13 protein-coding genes are annotated in these 19,593 nt (G+C 68.6%); 5 read left to right on the top strand and 8 right to left on the bottom strand.

From position 1 onward, the window contains the following. Position 1: 1 nt before the first annotated feature. Genes FB390_RS17610 through FB390_RS17640 form a run of 7 tightly spaced genes read right to left on the bottom strand, consistent with a single transcriptional unit; the run spans position 2 to position 7,656 of the window. Positions 2 to 667 (bottom strand): HAD family hydrolase, encoded by a 666-nt coding sequence (locus tag FB390_RS17610; RefSeq protein WP_141809906.1) that lies wholly within the window; start codon positions 665 to 667, stop codon positions 2 to 4. Beyond that, the gene (locus FB390_RS17615; RefSeq protein ID WP_141809907.1) at positions 664 to 1,659 is read right to left on the bottom strand and encodes an AfsA-related hotdog domain-containing protein; all 996 of its coding nucleotides are present in this window, start codon (positions 1,657 to 1,659) and stop codon (positions 664 to 666) included. The genes FB390_RS17610 and FB390_RS17615 overlap by 4 nt, the downstream gene beginning before the upstream one ends. A gap of 40 nt (positions 1,660 to 1,699) precedes the next feature. Further along, positions 1,700 to 3,403: an ABC transporter substrate-binding protein gene (locus tag FB390_RS17620; protein ID WP_141809908.1), complete on the bottom strand. Its 1,704-nt coding sequence runs from the start codon at positions 3,401 to 3,403 to the stop codon at positions 1,700 to 1,702. Then, the gene (locus tag FB390_RS17625) at positions 3,396 to 5,009 is read right to left on the bottom strand and encodes an ATP-binding cassette domain-containing protein (protein ID WP_141809909.1); all 1,614 of its coding nucleotides are present in this window, start codon (positions 5,007 to 5,009) and stop codon (positions 3,396 to 3,398) included. The genes FB390_RS17620 and FB390_RS17625 overlap by 8 nt, the downstream gene beginning before the upstream one ends. Then, positions 5,006 to 5,860 carry an ABC transporter permease gene (locus FB390_RS17630; protein ID WP_141809910.1) on the bottom strand — a complete coding sequence of 285 codons (855 nt, stop codon included), beginning with the start codon at positions 5,858 to 5,860 and terminating at the stop codon, positions 5,006 to 5,008. Before FB390_RS17630 ends, FB390_RS17625 begins: the two co-directional genes overlap by 4 nt. Beyond that, on the bottom strand, positions 5,857 to 6,804 hold the full coding sequence (locus tag FB390_RS17635; protein ID WP_246124076.1) for an ABC transporter permease: 948 nt from the start codon (positions 6,802 to 6,804) through the stop codon (positions 5,857 to 5,859). Before FB390_RS17635 ends, FB390_RS17630 begins: the two co-directional genes overlap by 4 nt. Positions 6,805 to 6,807: 3 nt before the next feature. After that, the gene (locus FB390_RS17640) at positions 6,808 to 7,656 is read right to left on the bottom strand and encodes a sulfurtransferase (protein WP_185757069.1); all 849 of its coding nucleotides are present in this window, start codon (positions 7,654 to 7,656) and stop codon (positions 6,808 to 6,810) included. Positions 7,657 to 7,837: 181 nt separating this feature from the next. Here FB390_RS17640 and FB390_RS17645 point away from each other — a divergent pair, with 181 nt between their 5' ends. From FB390_RS17645 to FB390_RS17655, 3 genes are read left to right on the top strand one after another with little or no spacing between them, the layout of a single operon-like run. Then, complete coding sequence (locus tag FB390_RS17645) at positions 7,838 to 8,692, top strand: sulfurtransferase (RefSeq protein WP_141809912.1); 855 nt, start codon at positions 7,838 to 7,840, stop codon at positions 8,690 to 8,692. 16 nt (positions 8,693 to 8,708) lie between these two features. Further along, positions 8,709 to 10,013 (top strand): NtaA/DmoA family FMN-dependent monooxygenase, encoded by a 1,305-nt coding sequence (locus tag FB390_RS17650; protein WP_141809913.1) that lies wholly within the window; start codon positions 8,709 to 8,711, stop codon positions 10,011 to 10,013. Continuing rightward, the gene (locus FB390_RS17655; protein WP_141809914.1) at positions 10,010 to 10,978 is read left to right on the top strand and encodes an LLM class flavin-dependent oxidoreductase; all 969 of its coding nucleotides are present in this window, start codon (positions 10,010 to 10,012) and stop codon (positions 10,976 to 10,978) included. The genes FB390_RS17650 and FB390_RS17655 overlap by 4 nt, the downstream gene beginning before the upstream one ends. 45 nt (positions 10,979 to 11,023) lie before the next feature. On the opposite strand, the gene FB390_RS17660 is transcribed toward FB390_RS17655, so the two are convergent. Continuing rightward, positions 11,024 to 12,376, bottom strand: a complete 1,353-nt coding sequence (locus tag FB390_RS17660) for an aminotransferase class I/II-fold pyridoxal phosphate-dependent enzyme (RefSeq protein ID WP_185757070.1) — start codon at positions 12,374 to 12,376, stop codon at positions 11,024 to 11,026. A 301-nt stretch (positions 12,377 to 12,677) separates the two neighbouring features. Between FB390_RS17660 and FB390_RS17665 the strand changes: the two genes are divergently transcribed. Then, complete coding sequence (locus FB390_RS17665) at positions 12,678 to 17,207, top strand: HAMP domain-containing protein (RefSeq protein WP_141809916.1); 4,530 nt, start codon at positions 12,678 to 12,680, stop codon at positions 17,205 to 17,207. Further along, positions 17,207 to 19,582, top strand: a complete 2,376-nt coding sequence (locus FB390_RS17670; RefSeq protein ID WP_141809917.1) for a SpoIIE family protein phosphatase — start codon at positions 17,207 to 17,209, stop codon at positions 19,580 to 19,582. Before FB390_RS17665 ends, FB390_RS17670 begins: the two co-directional genes overlap by 1 nt. Positions 19,583 to 19,593 lie beyond the last annotated feature (11 nt).

Consider the following 19,593-nt stretch of genomic DNA (forward strand, 5'->3'; position numbering starts at 1 on the left):
CTCAGCCCGGCCATCGCTCCAGCGCCTCACGCACCTCGCCGATCGCCTGCCCGGCATCGCGGAAGCGCACCGCTGTCCATCCCGATTCTTTTGCCGCCGCGCAGTTTTCGGCGAGATCGTCGATCAGGATGCACTGGCCGGGCTCGACGCCCGCGGTCTCGGCCGCGATGGCGAAGATCTCCGGATCGGGCTTGCGGAACCCCACCTTGCACGAATCGATCAATGCGCTCAGCACATCGTCCAGATCGATCATGGCGCGCCAGTACGGCTCCCATTCGACGACATTGTTGCTCAGCACCCCGACGCGGGTGCCGCCCTCGGCGAGCTCGATCGCGAACTCGCGCACCGCGTCGTTCACCCGATGGCCGGCGAACCACTGCTTGCCGAAATCCGGCTCACTGCGGGACAGATCCAGCTCGGGCGCCTTGGCGCGCAGGACGGCGTGCAGCTTGCTCACCCAGGCGCGTTCGTCGAGCAACGCCAGTTCGATCGGGGCCAGCGGCGCGAGCCCGTACTGGTTTCCCACCTCGGCGATCGCGTATTTGAACAGATCCACCGGAATGCCCGCGACCTGCTCGTACCGGAGAAACAGCTCATCCAGCGGCGGTGAGAGCACCCCGCCGAAGTCGAACCAGACGAACGGGACCGCCGTGTCCGCCGCGCTCACTGAACCATCGTCCAGACGTCGGCCGGGCGGAACCGCAGCTCCACTTCACCGGCGGCGATCACATCCTCGCCCTGGGCGAGGCTCACCTGTGCCAGTGCGCCACCGAGGTTGCCGGGAACGGCGGCGACGGTGGCCCTGGCAATCGTGTCGCGTTCGAACTCACCGAATTTGCTGAACGCGATGCCGAGCCGATGCATCACCATGCGGCTGGTGTCCAATCCGAGGATCGCGTTCGCGGCGGCCATCGCGACCTGCCGAGCCGCCTCGAACTGCAACATGCCAGGCACGTGGTCGAGGGCGTGATCGAACAGCGAGGGGTGATTGGTGTCGATGATGGTCAACGCCGTCAGTTCGTCCCCCGACAGCACCGGGTTGGCGAGGATGGCGTTGCGCGGATTGTGCCTGCCGATCGATCCCGGCCGCATCCGGGCGACCGGCAACTGCTCCGGAATCGCGTGCTGCGCGGGCAGACCCAGCGATTCGCGCCCGCGTACCCGGATCCGGTTCCACACCGGAGCGGGCATCCACTGGTAGACCATCACCTCTCTGGCCGCTGGATGGCCCTCGATCTCGGCGACCATCTCGAGTGAGAGCCCGATGATCTGATCGTCACGGCGCTTCTCGCCGATCACCCGCGCCTCGATGACGCAGTGTCCCGGGCAGCTACCGATCCGCAGCGTGTCGGGATCGATGATCGCGAAATCCGCCGAACCGAAGATGAACTTCTCCGACCGGGCGACACCGACGAAGGTGTGCGCGTAATAGATCGCCACCTGACGGAAGACCTCGATCAGCAGGAGCGGATCGTAGGTCGTCGAGGTGCCCCGGTGATCACTGAAATACGAGTGATTGCGGGGTAGTTGAGCGGCGAACACAGCGCCGTCGGGTCTCGGATGCGCGTCGGTGAGGAACACCTCGGCGATCGATTCCCGGTGCACTATGCCGCGGGGGATATTGCGATCGAAGGTCAGGGTTTGCGTTGCGGCGGTCATGATCGAGCCTTCCTGGGGCGGTGTTTTCGGGGCAGACTGGTCAGCGGACGGCGATGTCGTATGCCCAGGCGTTGACGCTGTTGCGAGGCGGATCGAACAGCGAGGTCACGTGGTGGATCGCGGAACTGGCTGCGACACTGTTGCGGTCGGTGTACAGCGGTATCGCGACGGCCTTGTCGAGCAGGTAGCCGGTGATCTTGTCGAACAGCTGCTTGCGTTGTTCCCGGTCGGTCGCCTTCGTCGATTCGACGAGCCATCGGTCCACTTCCGGATCGGCCAGCTTGGACCCCGCGACGATGGACCCGATGGTGATCCCGTCGATCTGTCCGTACTTCAGATCCGGCGAGGTCGAGCCGTAGGCGCGGTTGAACTGCAGCGACAGATCCAGACCGCCGACCTGGCGGGGGAACGCCTCGTACTGGTTGCGGGCGAGCAAGTCGTAGACCTGGGCGTTCTCGACGAATTGGAGTTCGACCTGAACACCGAGGTTCTGGCGCAGTTCGGCCTGCCAGGCTTCGAGGAAATCGTCCTCGGGATAGGTCGGCACGGTCGCGAGCAAGCGGATGGTCAACCGGCGGCCCGCGCTGTCGGTGCGGTACCCGTCGGCGTCCGTGCCGGTCCAGCCCGCTTCGTCGAGCAGAGCGTCGGCAGCGGCGATATCGGCGGTTCCTTTGTTCTCGTATTTCGGGTCGTAGTAGGCGCTGTCGGGCGAGATCAGGCTCCATGCGCGTTTCTGGGAACCCTTGGTCAGACTGTCCACCACCGCGGCGATGTCGACGCCCTTGGCGATGGCCCGCCGTACCCGCAGATCTGTGGTGGGGCCGTTGGTGAGGTTGAGCATGATCACCGTCGGCGCGGCCGCCGAGCCGATCTGCTCGTACTGGAAGCCGTCGATTCCGTCGAACAGCGGAATATCGGTGGCCTTGACGGTTCCGATCGCATCGACCTCCCCGCTGCGCAGCAGTCCCGCCCTGGTGGATGCCTCGGGGATGTATTTGACGACGACTTTGTCGACGTATGCGGCGCCTTGGTGCCGGGCGGTGGCCGGGCCCCACCGGTAGTCGGGGTTCTTACGGAATTCGAGCTCTTGGCCTTGAACCGCCTTGTCGAGGATGAACGGGCCCGTACCGACCAGCCCGGTCCCGCTGGTGACGGTCTGCTTGTCGGCGGTCAGGGTGCTGGGAGCGACGATCGCGCCGCTGAGTCCGGCGAGCGTGGACAGGAAGTCCGCGCGGGGTGTGCTCAGCGTGATCCGCACCTTGTAGGGGTCGAGCACATCGACCGAGCTGACGCTCGAGTACTGGAGCAGGCCGAGCACGGTCCAGGACGGGGAGTCCGGATTACGGAGGAGGTCGATGTTCGCCTTGACGGCATGCGCGTCGAACTTCTCCCCGTTGTGGAAGGTCACGTCCGTGCGCAGGGTGAACTCGTAGACCGTGCCGTCCGGGGAGACGGTCCATTCGGTGGCGAGCCACGGGTGGAACTGTTCGTTCCGGTCCTCGGCGACCAGGCTGTCGTAGCTGTTGCGTAGTACCTGGGAGGCGTCGAAGGCGGCTCCGTAATGCGGATTGAGGCCGCGCTGAGGGTAATTCGGCAAGGCGATGGTGAAGGTCCCGCCGGATTGCGGTGGCGATGTCGGTCCGCCGTTGCCGCTGCCGGGCTCCGGGTCCGCCGCGCAGGCGCCTGCGGCCAAGGCCATGCCGGCGACCAGCACGGTGAACAGTCGAGTGATGCGGTTACGCACGCGAATGGCTTTCTGTGGGGGCCCGCGCCGGAAGGCGCGGAACGGAATCGAGGAGGGCACGGGTGTACGGGGAGGTCGGGGCGGTGAAAACCGCGTCGGCCGAGCCGGATTCGACGATCACGCCGTCGTGCAGGACGAGCACGCGGTGACAGATCTGCCGGATGACGGCGAGGTCGTGCGAGATGAAGACGATGCCGACCCGGCGGGTCCGCGCGAGTTCGGCGATCAGCGTGAGGATCTGGGCCTGTACCGAAATGTCGAGTGCCGAGACCGGTTCGTCGCACACCACCAGCCGCGGTTCGCTACCGAGCGCTCTGGCGATGTTGACGCGTTGGCGCTGTCCGCCGGACAGTTCCCGAGGGTGGCGGTCGATGCTGTCGGCGGGCAGGTGCACCGCCGCCAGCAAGCGCCGGACCTCGTCGCGGCGCTCGTGCCTGCCGACGCGGAGCGCGACGCTCTCGCCGATGATCTCGCCGACGCGGTAGCGGGGGTCGAACGAACCGACCGAATCCTGCGCCACCAAGCCGATCTGGCCGGGCAGGCGCGTCGCGCGTGTCAACGGCGCTCCGGCGAAACGCATTTCGCCGCCGTCCGGCGCGACAAGCCCGGTGATCATCTTGGCCACCGTCGACTTTCCCGAACCGGATTCGCCGACCACACCGAGCACTTCACCGGCATGGACATCGAACCCGATACCGGTGACCGCCGGGACCGTACGACCGCGCACCCGATACGACTTGGCAAGCGAGGTGGCGGTGAAAACCGGGTCACCGGGCGGCGCGGGCGGCGCGTCGGCCCGGCCGTGCGGAACCGCGGCGATCAGGTGCCTGGTGTACTCGTGCTCGGGGTTCTCGATGACCGTCCTGGCCGGTCCCGCCTCGACGACGCGACCCGATTTCATCACCAGGATGCGATCGGCCACCGACGCGACCACGGCCAGATCGTGGCTGACCAGAATCATCGACCTACCACCTTCGACCTGCCGAACCAGCAGATCGAGCACCTGCGCCTGAACGGTCACGTCGAGCGCCGTGGTCGGCTCGTCGGCGATGAGAATGTCCGGATCACCGGCCAGCGCGGACGCGATCAGCGCTCGCTGACGCTGGCCGCCCGACAGCTGGAACGCCCGCTGACGCCTGCGCGCTTCGGGATCGGCGATACCGACCGAGGTCAGCAACTGGTCGATCCGAGCCTCGCGTCGATCGCGGGGCAGCGCCCGCAGCGATTCACCGATCTCCTCGGCGATGGTGCGCAGCGGGTCGAGCGCGACGAGCGCGTCCTGGAGCACCAAACCGATTCGCGCGCCGCGGATTCGGCGCCACTGTCGTTCGGTCAGTGCCAGGGCCGAGCTACCGAACAATTCGAATCGGTCGGCGCGCACTCTGGCGCCGTCGCCGGCGAGCCCGACGAGACTGCGCGTGGTCACCGACTTGCCCGATCCCGATTCGCCGACGATGGCCAGGATCTCGCCGCGCCGAAGGTCGAAGCCGACCCCGTCGACGATGTCGCCCGCCCTCCCGGCGAAGCCGACACGCAGGTTCCGCACCCGCAGCACGATGTCGGTGCCCGTGCCCTTCGGGGGCGCGGCGGTGGCCGTGAGCGTCATGGCTGTGCCCTTCGTTCGAAGCGGTGGCCGGCGTATCGGCCGAGCACCGTGGTCGCCAGGACGACGACAGTGACGGCGGCGCCGGGGAAGACGACCGACCACCACGCGATACGCAGATCGCCGTGCGCCTCGGCGAGCATCGATCCCCACTCCGGTTCGGGGGGTTTCGGTCCGAAACCAAGGAAACTCAATGCCGCGGCACCGAGAATGCTGGTGCCGAGGCCGAGGGTGACCACGACCGGAAGCGAGCGCAGCGCATTCGGCAGGATGTGGCGGATCACGATCCGCGACCGCGACCTGGTGAGCAGGCCCGCCTGCGCGACGTACTCGCTGCCGCGCACGGCACGGGTTTCCGCGCGCATCACCCGCGCGAATCGGGGCGCCGCGGCGATCCCGATCGCGAGAACGAGATTGGGCGTGCCGGTGCCGGTGAAGGTGATGAGCACCAAGGCGAGCAGAATTTCCGGGAAGGCGCCGAGCAGGTCGAAGGCGCGCGAGGCGATCGCGTCGACGGCGCGTCCGCCGATACCGGCCACCAGGCCGAGCGTCACACCGATCACCACGGCCAGTGCCGTCGCCGACACCCCGATGAACAGCGACAACCGCGCGCCGTGCACGACGCGGGTGAACACGTCGCGGCCGAGTCGATCGGTGCCGAACGGGTGCGGCACCGACGGCGGCCGATGCGCCGAGACCAGATCGGTTTGCAAGGGATCACCGGAGGCGATCAGCGCGGGCGCGATCGCGGCGAGTACCGCCAAGGCGAGCACCGCTGCCGCGAGCCACACGCCGGCGGGCCATGTGGCCGAGGGCGCGGTAAACCGTTGCCGCAGCGCGGCTGTCGTCGTCATGCGGCGGCCTCTCGCAGGCGCGGGTCGATCCAGAGATAGGCGATATCGACGATCACCGTGACTGTCAGGTAGACCGCGGCGGTCAGCAGCGCGACACCCAGAACCACCGGGACATCGGAGTAGGTGACGGCCTCGACGGTGACCCGCCCGACCCCGGCCCGGCCGAAGACCTCCTCGATCACCACGGTTCCGGTGAGCAGCCCGCTCACGGCCCACCCGGCCAGGGTCGCGGCCGGTATCAGCGAATGCCGCAGTCCGTGCCGTAGGCGCAGGCGAGTGGCGCCGATTCCCCGTGCTCGGGCGGTCAGCGCGAACGGCTGCTCGAGCGCGCGCTCGATACCCTCCCGCATGACCTGCGCGAGGACCGCCGCGATCGGCAGGGCCAGGGTGACGGCGGGAAGTATCAAGCGCTGGAACTCGTTTCCCGCGGTCACCGGCAGTACCTTCATGGTGAAGGCGAACACCCAGATCAAGATCAGGCCGGTCCAGAAGGGCGGCGCCGAGGCCACCACGATCTCCGCCGTGGCGACCGACCGGCTGAACACATCGCGCCGGCCCGCGGTGAGGACGGCCAGCAGCGGTGCGAGCACGACCGAGATGAGCAAGGCGAACCCGGCGAGCTGGGCACTGGTGCGCAATTGCTCGCCGAACAAGATGTCGGTCACCGGTTCGCCGCGGACATACGAGTAGCCCAGGTCGCCGTGCAGCAGTCGCGCGAGGTGCCGGCCGTACTGCACGACCAGCGGGCGATCCAGACCCCAATCCTGCTCGATTCGCGCACGCAAGCTCGGATCGCTGGACTCACCCATGATCGCGGTGACCGGATCTCCCGGAGCTATATGCACCGCGAGGAATGCCAAGGTGATCGCGGCCCACATCATCGCCACTGCGGACAGGACCACACTCGCGATGCGACGGAAGACGATGTGCCGGTAGGTATTCACGGCTCAGTCCTCGATGGGCGCGCCGACCAGGCTGCCCCATTCGGTCCAGGAACCGTCGTAGACGCGGACCCGGTGATCGCCGAGCAGGTCGGTGAACACCAGCCAGCCGAGCGCGGCGCGATGCGACAACCTGCAGTAGGCGATGATCTCCTCGGCTCGCTCGATGCCGAGCGCCGCCACACGCTCGCGAATCTCGGCTACCGGCCGCAGCAGACCGTGCTCGTCGAGCAGATCCCGCACCGGAAGACTCAGCGCGCCCGGAATGTGCCCGGCCCGTTCGGCGCCGTGATCGATCGGTTCGGTGAGCGGCGCGACGCGCAGGCCCGAATACTCTTCCGGAGAACGCAGATCCACGATCGCGGTCGGCGATTCGATCGCGGCGCGCACCTCGTCGCGGCCTACGACGAGTTCGTCATGGCGCGGCGGAATCTGGGGGAGCGGCGCGTCGACGGGCGCATGCGACCCGGCGACGGCCGCCAGGGGAGCGAACTTCGGATCGCTGTCGCGCCAGGCCGGTAGCCCGCCGTCCAAGTACCGGAGGTCGCCGCCGACACCGACGGCCGCGGCCACCCAGATCGCGTAAGCGGCGAATTGGGTCGGCTCACCCGCGAAGACCACCGTCGACGTCGCGTTCGCGCCCAGCGCGTGCAGACGGTCGGCCAGTACCCGCGACGATGCGAACTCGCGGCGCGAGCGATGCCAGAGCAGATCCTTCCAGTACACGGTGCGCGCACCCGCGATGGTGCTCTGATCCGGCTCGAACCCCGGCGTGTTGATCACCTCGATGACGACGACGCCCGGGTCCGACAGACGGGACCGTAACCATCCGGCGTCGACTATGCGGCTCGTCACGACTCCCACAGCAGCCCTCCCGCTCGAACATGCCGGGTCCGACGACCCGGCGGGGAAAACATAAAAGCGGCAACACGCTGCCGTGAACACAAAAAGTCACCGAGACTCGAATTATGTGTTCACCGCGTCCGGATACATATCCTCGGCAGCGCGCTTCACCCGATCCGCCGAAAGGGGCCTGATGTCCGGCGAACGTGCCGCCCACCTCATATCCGTCCGTCGGTTGCGCGACGATCCGCCTGAGCGGCTGGTCCTGCTCGATGTCCGGGTCGGCGTGGATGGACCGGATCGGACGAGTTTCCGGCGCGGACATCTGCCCGGTGCGCGGTTCGTCGACCTCGACGCGGATCTGGCGGGCGCCGCCACCCGGCACTCCGGCGCCCGCCCGCTCCCGGACACCGAAACCCTCACCGCCGCACTACGCCGCTGGGGCATCCATTCCGACAGCACGGTCGTGGTCTACGACGACTCCCGCGCGGTGCCCGCCGCCCGAGCTTGGTGGGTGCTGAGGTGGGCGGGACTGCCCGATGTCCGGATTCTGGACGGCGGGTTGCGGGCGTGGCGCGAGGCCGGGGGCGCCCTCGTTTCCGGCGCCGAACCGGCCGTACCGGGGACCGAGGCGGCACAACCGGCCGGACTCCCGGTCGTCGATACCGCGGCCGTGGCGGCCCTGCCCGGACGCGGTGTGCTCCTGGATGCCCGCCCACGCGAACACTTTCGCGGCGATGGCGAGTTCGCCGGTCACATTCCCGACGCCATCAGCGCACCGGTGTTCGACGACTTCGACGAGCGTGGCCTACTGCGCGACGAGCACAGCCTGCGCACCCGCTACCGGGATCTCGGCCTCACCGCGGGGACGGCCGCCGCGACGTACTGCGGCAGCGCCATGGCCGCGGCCCTGCAGGTATTCGTCCTCGCGACCCTCGGCCTCGACATCGCGTTGTATCCCGGAGGTTTGTCGCAATGGGCAGCCGACCCGGCCCGTCCACTCGTCCGCGGCGCATCCGCCGCGCCGCGACCCGTCCCGTCACCCTGATCGCCTGGAGAGCTCGATGGCCGACCATCCACGACATGTCATCCTCAACGCCAACCTGATACCCGGCGGCACGATCGGCAGCCCTTGGCGGCGAGCGCCGGAGCCCGCGGCGCATTTCGTCGGCATCGAGCACTATCTCGATGTGGCGCGCACCGCGGAACGGGGCCTGCTCGATGCCGTGTTCCTCGCCGATTCGCCGGATCTCCAGGCCAAGGATTGGAATGCGCCGAGCAGGCTGCTCGACCCTTTCGTCGCCCAAGCTGTCATCGCGGCGAACACCAGCCATATCGGCCTGATCGTCACCGCGACCACGTCCTACAACGACCCCTACAATCTGGCCCGCTCGTTCGCGGCACTGTCCGCGGTATCGGGCGGACGGGTGGGCTGGAACTACGTGGTCACCGGCGGCGACGCCGCGGCGCGCAACTACTCGATGGATCAGGCTTTGCCGAAATCCGAGCGGTATGCCCGTGCCGCCGAGTTCATCGATGTGGTCACCGCGCTGTGGGATTCGGCGCCCGCCGACGCGATCGCCGGTGACAAGACGACCGGTCGCTACCTCGATCCGGCGATCGTGCGGCCGATCGATCACGACGGCAAGTTCTTTCGAGTGGCCGGGCCGTTGAAGACACCGCCGCTGACCCACGGCAGGCCGGTGCTGATCCAAGCGGGCGCCTCCACACACGGTGTGGAATTAGGAGCCAGGACCGCCGACGCGGTCTACTCCGCGCATGTCGATCCCGCGTCCGCGGCCCGGCGCCGTACCGATCTGCGTAGTCGAGCCCAGGCCGCTGGGCGTCAGCCCGACAGTGTGAAACTGCTTCCGGGGCTGATCATCGTGCTCGCCGATACCGAAGCGGCGGCCCGGCGACGCGAACGCGAACTCATCGACCTCATCCCGGACGATGTCCAGCTGATCAATCTCGCGGAACGGCTCGGCGTCGAACCCGACGCCCTCGATCTCGACGCTCCCTTCCCGTGGGACAAGATCCCAGACGAGAACGCCGACGCAGGCTCGCGTGGGCAGCGCGCGGTGTTGCTCGAATACGTCCGATCCAGCGGCGCAGATACACGGGGCGCCGCACGGCTGCTCGCCTCCGGCAGTGTGCACGCGAAGGTTGTCGGCGGCCCCGATCAGGTGGCCGGGTTCATCGCGGACTGGTTCGAGTCCGGCGCCTGCGACGGATTCAATCTGATGATCGATGAACTGCCCGGCGGGCTGGCCGAATTCGTCGATCACGTCGTCCCGCTGTTGCGGCGGCGCGGCATCGTCCGCACAGAGTACGAAACCGCCACGCTGAGAGGGCATTACGGGTTATGACCGCGCCATCGTTGTTCGTGCAGTTGCGCAGCGGCCCACCGGCCGCCGAGGTCTACCGGCGCACCATCGAGATCGCCGTGCGGGCCGAACAACTCGGCTACCGCACGATCTGGTTCGCGACTCGCCATTTCGAGGCGCATCACGCGGCCCTGCCCTCGGTTTTCCCGTTCGTGGCCGCGGCCGCCCAGCACACCACCAGGATTCGGCTCGGCACCGGCGTGGTGGCGCTGCCGTTCGAGCACCCGGTGCGCTTGGCCGAGGATGCCGTCGTCACCGACGCGCTCAGCGGCGGACGACTCGAACTCGGCCTCGGCAAAGGTCTGGGATTCGGGCATTCCGCCGCCAGCCACGCCGGATTCGGTGTCCCCGACACCGACCGGGAATCGCTCTACGCCGAGCGGGTAGCCGACCTGCAACGCGTACTGGCCGACGGCCGCGTCACCGAGGACATCGCCCTGTACCCGCCACCCGGAACGCTGCGCTCTCGGATGTGGCAGTCCACCGGGAACATCGACACCGCTCGCCGCGCGGGCGCCGCGGGCGATGGCCTACTGCCACACGGGAATTCGCAGGCGCGGGCCGGTGGCAGCGTCGGCGAGCTCGTCGACGCCTACCTGGCCGAATGCCGGACCACCCCGCGGATCGGGTCGAGCGTGGCGGTGCTGCCCGCCGACAGTGAACGCGACGCACTTGCCTTGCTCGACACCGACATTCGCTCGAGTCCTGCCTTCTACCCGGAGCTGCACGGCGAATCCGACCGGCGGCGATTCTTGGCGGACAACCGGATCTACTTCGGCTCGGCCGGGCAGATCGTCGATCGGCTACGCGCCGACCGGGACCGCGCCGCCGCCACCGATGTGTTGTTCTACGTCCCGCTCGCGGTCGACCATCCCCGCTATCTCGACTGCCTGCACCGCATCAGCGCCGAGATCGCCCCGCATCTGCTCCCACTGCCGACCCCGTGATCTCTCTCGCCAGTCGACCTCGCCGCCGACTCGGTGATCGCCCGGTCAGTCCAGGAACTCCCGATGCGCGGCGCCGGCGGCTTCGGCGAGCAGGCGGGCGAGCTCGGCGATCGAGGCGTCGTCGTCGGGTAGCTGCGGTACCGCCACTCGCACCGCGCCCGGCCGCGGCGGCGTCACATGGGATTTCGCGCCCGACCCGACGACGATCCCGTGCCGTGCCAACCTGAGCAGCGCACCCTGCTCGTCGGCGACCTCGACCCAGACCACCAGGCTGTTGACCCCGGACCGTGCGGTGACGCCGTGCTCGCGCAGCGCTGAGAGCAAGCCCGCCCGCCTGGCCGCATAGCGCCCGCGCGCGGTGTCGATCAATGCCGCGGTATCGCGGTCGCCGATCAAATGCGCCAGCGCGTTCTGCAGGATTCGGCTGTTGGCGGCGATACCGTGCACCCGCGCGCGAATGGCTCGCTCGACCAGCTCCGCGCTCCCACCGATGACGCAGGTCCTGATGTCCATCCCGTAGGCCTTGCAATAGCTACGCACACGGACGCTGCGCTCGGGAAAGAAGCTGCCCAGCGACGGCGCCTGCGTGCGGGCCAGCGGACCCACCGCGTCGTCCTCGACGATCCACGGTATCGACTTCGCCGACGACAACACCTCGGCCAGCTCGGCCGCCCGGTGCTCCGACAGCGCCCCGCCTGCGGCATATCCGCCCTCCGGCTGGAGGACCACCACCGCTGGTTCCCGCCGCAGGGCCGAGGCAAGCGAATCCGCACGGGCGCCGTGCTCGTCGGATTCGATACCGGCCACCTCGTATCCGACATCGGCAAGGGTGTCGAGAAAGCCCGGCATCACCGGCTCTTCCACCGCGACGAGCGAGCCGGCGGGCGCGGCGGCGTCCACGGCGAGAAACAATCCCTCGGAACCGCCACCCGCCGCCACGAACGCCTCGGCCGCGAAGGGCCAGCCGTCGACCACCGCGTCGCGGAGCCGATCGGTGATGTAATCGCGCCCGGGACGGTTGAGCCGGTCGGTATGCAACCCGGCCAGCATCGCCGGTGCCAGATCCGGCTGCAGATCGTAATCGGGACTGCCCGTCAGCAGGTCCCGGTCCGCGAGCGCGCGGCCCGCGGGTCTCTCGTCGAGTTCGGCCACCACCGTGCCACCGCGCCGGTTGGTGGCGATCAGACCTTCCTTGCGCAACTCACCCCAGGCGGCGACGACCGTGCGGGTGCTCAGCCCGCAATGCTGTGCCAGCTCTCTGATGGTCGGCAAGCGCGCACCCGCCGCGAGTGCGCCCTCACGGATCAGCTGGGCGGTCACCGCCCGCACCGACTCGGAGGTATGCGACGCGTTCGCCTCCAACGCCCGCACCAGCAGCGCAGAACCCGGCTCCGTCACTGACACTCCACTCGTCGTATTTCCACAGTATGACGACTATATGTGTTCAGGTAAACGGTTTTGTTCCCGGTTCGCTCGATATATGTATCCCGCTGACGGCCACCGCCGCGGCGACGGTTCTGATCAACTGTGCGCCAATGGGTTCGCCCACGAGCACTCGGGGACGTAAAGTACCGCCGGGCGGGTGTTCAACAGCCAGCACCTCGCCGCTCGTCAGCGACCCGCCGTGTGCGGTGCCGCGCGAGTCGGCGTGCCCAGTCGGACCTCATACGGTCCGAACCGGGACGAAGCGAGGATGGCAATGACGGATACCGCGGCACCGGCCCGCGCGCCGAAGCAGGCTGCTACGGCCACCGAACAAGTCGAGCTGCGCCAGCTACTGGCCGGATTGACGGCCGTGCGCGACGGCGATTTCGGCACCCAGTTGCCCACCGACGCCGACGGGCTGCTCGGCGAGATCGCGACGGTGTTCAACGGCATGGTGGACCAGCTGTCGCTGTTCACCTCGGAGGTGACCCGCGTCGCGCGCGAGGTCGGCACGGACGGGCGGCTCGGTGGTCAGGCGGAGGTGCCGGGGGTGTCCGGTACCTGGAAGGACCTCACCGACTCGGTGAACGCCATGGCGGGCAACCTGACCAGCCAGGTGCGCGATATCGCCCAGGTCGCCACCGCCGTGGCGCAGGGTGACCTGTCGCAGAAGATCGACGTGGACGCGCGAGGCGAGATCCTCGAGCTGAAGAACACGGTCAACACGATGGTCGACCAGCTGTCGTCCTTCGCCGACGAGGTCACCCGAGTGGCAAGGGAAGTAGGGTCGGAGGGCCAGTTGGGCGGCCAGGCCGAGGTCCCCGGCGTCGGCGGCGTGTGGCGCGACCTCACCGACTCGGTGAACTTCATGGCGGGCAACCTGACCGACCAGGTCCGCAACATCGCGCAGGTGACCACCGCCGTGGCGCGCGGCGACCTGAGCCAGAAGATCACGGTCGGTGCGCGCGGGGAGATCCTCGAGCTGAAGAACACCATCAACACGATGGTCGACCAGCTGTCGTCCTTCGCCGACGAGGTCACCCGCGTCTCGCGCGAGGTGGGCACCGAAGGCATCCTCGGCGGTCAGGCCGACGTCAAGGGCGTCTCCGGTACCTGGCGCGATCTCACCGACTCGGTGAACTTCATGGCGGGCAATCTCACCGCGCAGGTGCGCTCGATCGCCCAGGTCGCCACCGCGGTCGCGGGCGGTGATCTCACCCAGAAGATCCGGGTCGACGCGCGCGGGGAGATCCTCGAGCTGAAGAACACCATCAACACGATGGTCGACCAGCTCTCGGCGTTCGCGGACGAGGTCACCCGCGTCGCCCGTGAAGTGGGCACCGAGGGACGGTTGGGCGGGCAGGCCGACGTCAAGGGCGTCTCCGGTACCTGGAAGGACCTCACCGAGTCGGTCAACGTCATGGCCGACAACCTCACCGCGCAGGTGCGCTCGATCGCCCAGGTCACCACCGCGGTCGCGGGCGGCGATCTGACCCAGAAGATCCGGGTCGACGCGCGCGGCGAGATCCTGGAGCTCAAGGAGACCATCAACACGATGGTCGATCAGCTCTCCTCGTTCGCCGACGAGGTCACCCGCGTCGCCCGCGAGGTCGGCACCGAGGGCAACCTCGGCGGCCAGGCGACGGTGCGCGGCGCGTCGGGCACCTGGAAGGACCTGACCGACAACGTCAACGTCATGGCCTCCAACCTGACCAACCAGGTGCGGTCGATCGCCCAGGTCGCGACGGCGGTGGCGCGCGGCGACCTGAGCCAGAAGATCACCGTCGAGGCCAAGGGCGAGGTCGCGGCACTCGCCGGCGTGATCAACACGATGGTCGACACGCTGTCGGCGTTCGCCGACGAGGTCACTCGCGTCGCCCGCGAGGTCGGCACCGAGGGCATGCTCGGCGGCCAGGCTCGCGTGCCGAACGTGGCGGGTACCTGGAAGGACCTGACCGACAACGTCAACTCCATGGCGAACAACCTGACCAACCAGGTCCGCAACATCGCCCAGGTGACCACCGCGGTCGCCCAAGGCGATCTGACCCGCAAGATCGACGTGGACGCGCGCGGGGAGATCCTCGAGCTGAAGACCACGATCAACACGATGGTCGACCAGCTGTCGGCTTTCGCCGCCGAGGTCACCCGCGTCGCCCGCGAGGTCGGGTCGCAGGGCCGGTTGGGTGGTCAGGCCGAGGTCGAGGGCGTCTCGGGCACCTGGAAGCGGCTGACCGAGAACGTCAACGAGCTCGCGGGCAACCTGACCCGGCAGGTCCGCGCCATCGCCGAGGTCACCAGCGCCGTCGCGGAGGGCGACCTGACCCGATCCATCACCGTCGAAGCGTCCGGTGAGGTCGCGGAACTCAAGGACAACATCAACTCGATGGTGGAGTCGCTGCGCGAGACCACCAAGGCCAACCAGGACCAGGACTGGCTCAAAACCAATCTGGCTCGCATCTCGAGCTTGATGCAGGGCCAGCGCGATCTGCACGTGGTGGCCGAGTTGATCATGGACGAACTCGCACCGCTGGTCTCGGCGCAGTTCGGCGCGTTCTACCTGGCCGACGACACTGCCGAGCGGCCCGAGCTGCGGTTGATCAGCTCCTACGGAAGTGCGGACGAGCCGGGCGGGGAGACACGGTTCACCTTCGGTCAGTCGCTGGTCGGTCAGGCCGCGCGCAGCCGCCGCACGATCGCCGTCGACGACGTGCCCGGCGACTACGTCACCATCTCCTCCGGGCTGGGGCGGACCGCGCCGGTCAACCTGCTCGTGTTGCCGATCGGGGTGGAGGACCAAGTGCTCGGCGTCATCGAGCTGGCCTCACTGCACCGCTTCACCCGCATCCACCGGGACTTCCTCGACCAGCTGATGGAGACGGTGGGCGTCAACGTGAACACCATCATCGCCAACGCCCGCACCGACGAACTGCTCGTCGAATCCCAGCGCCTGACCACCGAACTGCAAGCCCGTTCGGAGGAGTTGCAGATCCGTCAGGAAGAACTCCAGTCGTCCAACGCCGAGATGGAGGAGAAGGCGGCGCTGCTGGCCAGGCAGAACCGTGACATCGAGGCCAAGAACCTCGAGATCGAGCAGGCCAGGCAGGAACTCGAGACCCGCGCCCAGCAGCTCGCGCTCGCGTCGAAGTACAAGTCGGAGTTCCTGGCCAACATGAGCCACGAGCTGCGCACGCCCCTCAACAGCTTGTTGATCCTCGCTCAGCTGCTCGCCCAGAATCCGACTCGCAACCTCACGTCCAAGCAGGTCGAGTACGCGGGCATCATCCACTCGGCGGGCTCGGACCTGCTGCAGCTGATCAACGACATCCTCGACCTGTCCAAGGTCGAGGCGGGCAAGATGGACATCACGCCCGAGCGGGTGCCGCTGCGCAAACTGCTGGACTACGTCGAGGCCACCTTCCGGCCGATGACGACGCAGAAGAGCCTCGGGTTCCGGATCACCACCGCGCCCGGCCTGCCCCTCGACCTGCTCACCGACGATTCGCGGTTGCGCCAGGTGCTCGGCAATCTGTTGTCCAACGCGGTGAAGTTCACCGAGACCGGATCGGTCGAGTTGCGCATCGAGCCGTCGGAGGCGCGGGAACTGCCCGCCGCCGTGCGCAGGCACGGCCCGGCCATCGCCTTCCGGGTGATCGACACCGGCATCGGCATCGCCGCGCACCAGCTGGAGTCGATCTTCGGCGCGTTCCAGCAGGCCGACGGGACGACCAGCCGCAAATACGGCGGCACCGGGCTCGGTCTGTCGATCAGCCGGGAGATCGCCTACCTGCTCGGCGGCGCCATCATCGCGGACAGCGAGCTCGACCAGGGCAGCACGTTCACCCTGTATCTGCCGGTTGCCCGCCCGGACTTCCAGGAGGCGCCCTACCACGACCGCGAGGACACGCAGCCGGACGGCAGCCGCCCCGAGCACACGCCGAACTCCACGACGCCGCAGTCGCAGCGCAGGCTGCTGGTCGTGGAGGAACGCCCGGAGGGCCTGTTGTCGCTGGTCGCGCAGAGCGCGGTGGCCGACCTCGCCGCGGGCAACGATCCGCGCGGTCCCGTCCAGATCGTCAGCGCCAACGGCGTGGAGGAAGCGGCGGCGGCGATGGCCGCAGAGGCGTTCCACTGCGTGGTGCTGGAGCTGGACATGCCCGGCGGCGCCGCGCTGCAGTTCCTGGAGACGATGGACGGGGACGCCGCGCTGAGCAGCGTCCCGGTGCTCGCCCACAACCGCAGGCTCGACGCCGAACAGGAACGCCTGCTGCACGAGCGCATCTCGCGTCAACCGCTCGAGCTGCTGTCGAGTCTCGACGAGCTGCGTGAGCGCATCGCGTTGCACGTCACCGCGGAAGCGCCCGGCGACGTGCTGGCCCTCGTGCGCCGCGAGGAGACACCGGCCGCCGCGCCGCACCAGCCGCTCGGCGAACTCGCCGGACGCACCGTGCTCATCGTCGACGACGACGCCCGTAACCTGTTCGCGCTCAGCAGCATTCTGGAACTGCACGGAATCGGCGTGCTGCACGCCGAGAACGGGCGCGAGGGCATCGACAAGCTGCTCGCCCACCCGGAGACGGATCTGATCCTGATGGACGTGATGATGCCGGAGATGGACGGCTACACCGCGACCGCGGCGATCCGCGAGATGCCGCAGTACGCGAACCTGCCGATCATCGCGGTGACGGCCAAGGCCATGCTGGGCGATCGGGACAAGAGCCTCGCGTCGGGCGCCAACGACTACGTCACCAAGCCCGTCGACGCGGACGCCTTGCTCGCCCGCATCCAGCACTGGCTGCGTGCCTGATGACCGAATCGGACATCAGCGACTCCGTGATCCAGGACGGTCGTCCGGCCGAGCAGCCCACCGTCACCCGCCTCGCGGCCACCGTGGAGCGGCTGAGCAAGGAGGTCCAGCGGGCCCATGCCACCGCCGACGGGCGGGCGCTGATCGAGATGGCCAAAGGCGTTCTGATCGAACGGCTTCGGTGCGGGCCCGCGCAGGCGGCGCGGCAGCTGGACACGTTGGCCGAGCAAGCCGGTGTGACGACACTGGAGTTGGCCGCCGACCTGGTCAACCAGGCGGCGCAGGACAAGGTCAGCGCGGCGGTGGGCCAGTTCCTGCTGAGCACCGCCACAGCGGGGGAGCCGACGGCGGCCGTGCGACTGCGCACGGCCGAGAGCGGACTGCTCGCGGCTGGCGACACCCAGCGCGTGGCGGAGTCGGTGCTCGAGCACGCCGTCGCGCCGCTGGGCGCCGCGGCCGTGGCGATCTGGGCGGCGGGCACCGACGCGTCGCTGACACTGGTTGCTTTCGCCGGGATCAGCCCGCACGAGGCCCAGCGGTGGCGCTACGTGCCGCCCGGTCTGGCCACCCCGGCCCGGCAGGCACTGGTGAATCGCGCCGCGCAGTGGATCGAGAACCTGAGTGAAGCCGGTCTGCCGTCGATCGGCCATCGCGGCGGCGGCCGGGCGGCGATCCCGGTGGGTGCGGGCGGCAAATTGCTCGGCGTGCTCGAGGTGTGCTGGCCGCAGCCGCTCGAGGCGCAGCCGCCCCAGGTGCACCGGCAGTTGGAAGCGCTTGCCGAGCTGTGCGCGCACACTTTGGAATCGGATCTGGCCGCGGTGCACGCGTCGGACCGGCCTGACATCGCGGATCTGGTGCGGCTGTCCGACGGCCTGTTCGACCCCGCGCTGGTGCTGCTGCCCCATCTCGACGACGACGGCGCCCTCGCCGATTTCCGCGTCCACCACGTCAACACCTGCTTCGTCGACCCGGCCGGTCGAGCCCGCGGCCTGATCAGGGGCAAGTTGCTGCTCGAGTCGTACCCGATGTCCGCGAGCGAGGGGCAGCTGTTCGAGCGGATCGAGCACGTCTTCGCCACCGGCGAGACCTACCGCGCCGAGCGCATGACGCTGACCGAACTGGTCGACCAGGTACCGCTGACCGTCTCGGCCGCGCTCAGTATCAGCAGGCACGGCGACGCCGTGCTGATGGTGTGGCGGGTGGAGGACGAGGCGGCGCGGCTGGCGGCGTTGTTGCAGCACGCCCAGCGTCTCGGCCGGGTCGGCGGGTTCGAGGAGAACGCGGCCACCGGCGAAATCACCTGGAGCGACCAGCTTTTCGCCCTGCACGGGCTGGCGCCGACGGCGGACCCCATCCCGCTGGCGCAGCTGCCGGGGCACGTCGATGACGCCGACACCGAAGCGGTGCGACGGTTCCTGCGGACCCTGCTGCGCTATCGCCGCCCGGCTTCCGCGGCGTTCCGCCTGATCCGGCCGGACGGCGTGATTCGGCACATCCGGATCATCGCCGAACCGGTGGCCGACGCGGCCGGGCACCTGCTCGCAATTCGCGGTGCCTACCAGGACATCTCGTCGCAACACTGGACCGAGATCGCGCTGTCGGCCACGCGCGACCGGCTCACACACACCGAAGAGCACGCCGCCGAGCAGAGCCGCCTCGCGCGGCAACTCCAGCAGGCGATCATGCCCGAGGCGCAGCCGTCCACCGAGGCATTCGGTCTGCGGATCGCGGTGCGCTACCAGCCGACCGAGCAAGACCATCTGGTCGGCGGCGACTGGTACGACGCGATCGTGTTGCCGTCCAAGAAGATTCTGGTCTCGGTCGGCGACATCACCGGTCACGGCATCGCAGCGGCCACCGGCATGGTGGTGCTGCGCAACGCTCTGCGCGGTCTGGCCGCCACGGGCGCCGGGCCGGGCCAGATGCTGACCTGGCTCAACTTGGTCGCCCACCATCTCACCGACAACATCTTCGCCACCGCCGTCTGCGGTCTCTACGACCCGCAGACACAGGTGCTGCGCTGGGCTCGCGCGGGGCACCTCCCCCCGGTGCTCATCCGCGCGGGCCGAGCCTCGTCCCTGCCCACCATCAAGGGCATGATCCTCGGCGCGGTGGCGGAGGCGGCCTACGAGGAAGCCGAACTCCAGCTGGAACCGGACGACACCCTCCTGCTCTACACCGACGGTCTCATCGAGCGCCGCGACCGGTATCTGGACGACTGCGTGGAACGACTGCTCGCGATCTCGGCGGAGTTCACCGGAACCCTGGACGACCGCCTGGACCACCTGCTCGACGGCAGCGACGCCAACACCGACGACGACACCTGCGTGGTCGGCATCCAAGTGAGCCATGGCACCGCACACGACAGCGCCTGATCGTCGCGAGC

It is taken from the genome of Nocardia bhagyanarayanae, assembly GCF_006716565.1.
Lineage (GTDB): Bacteria > Actinomycetota > Actinomycetes > Mycobacteriales > Mycobacteriaceae > Nocardia > Nocardia bhagyanarayanae.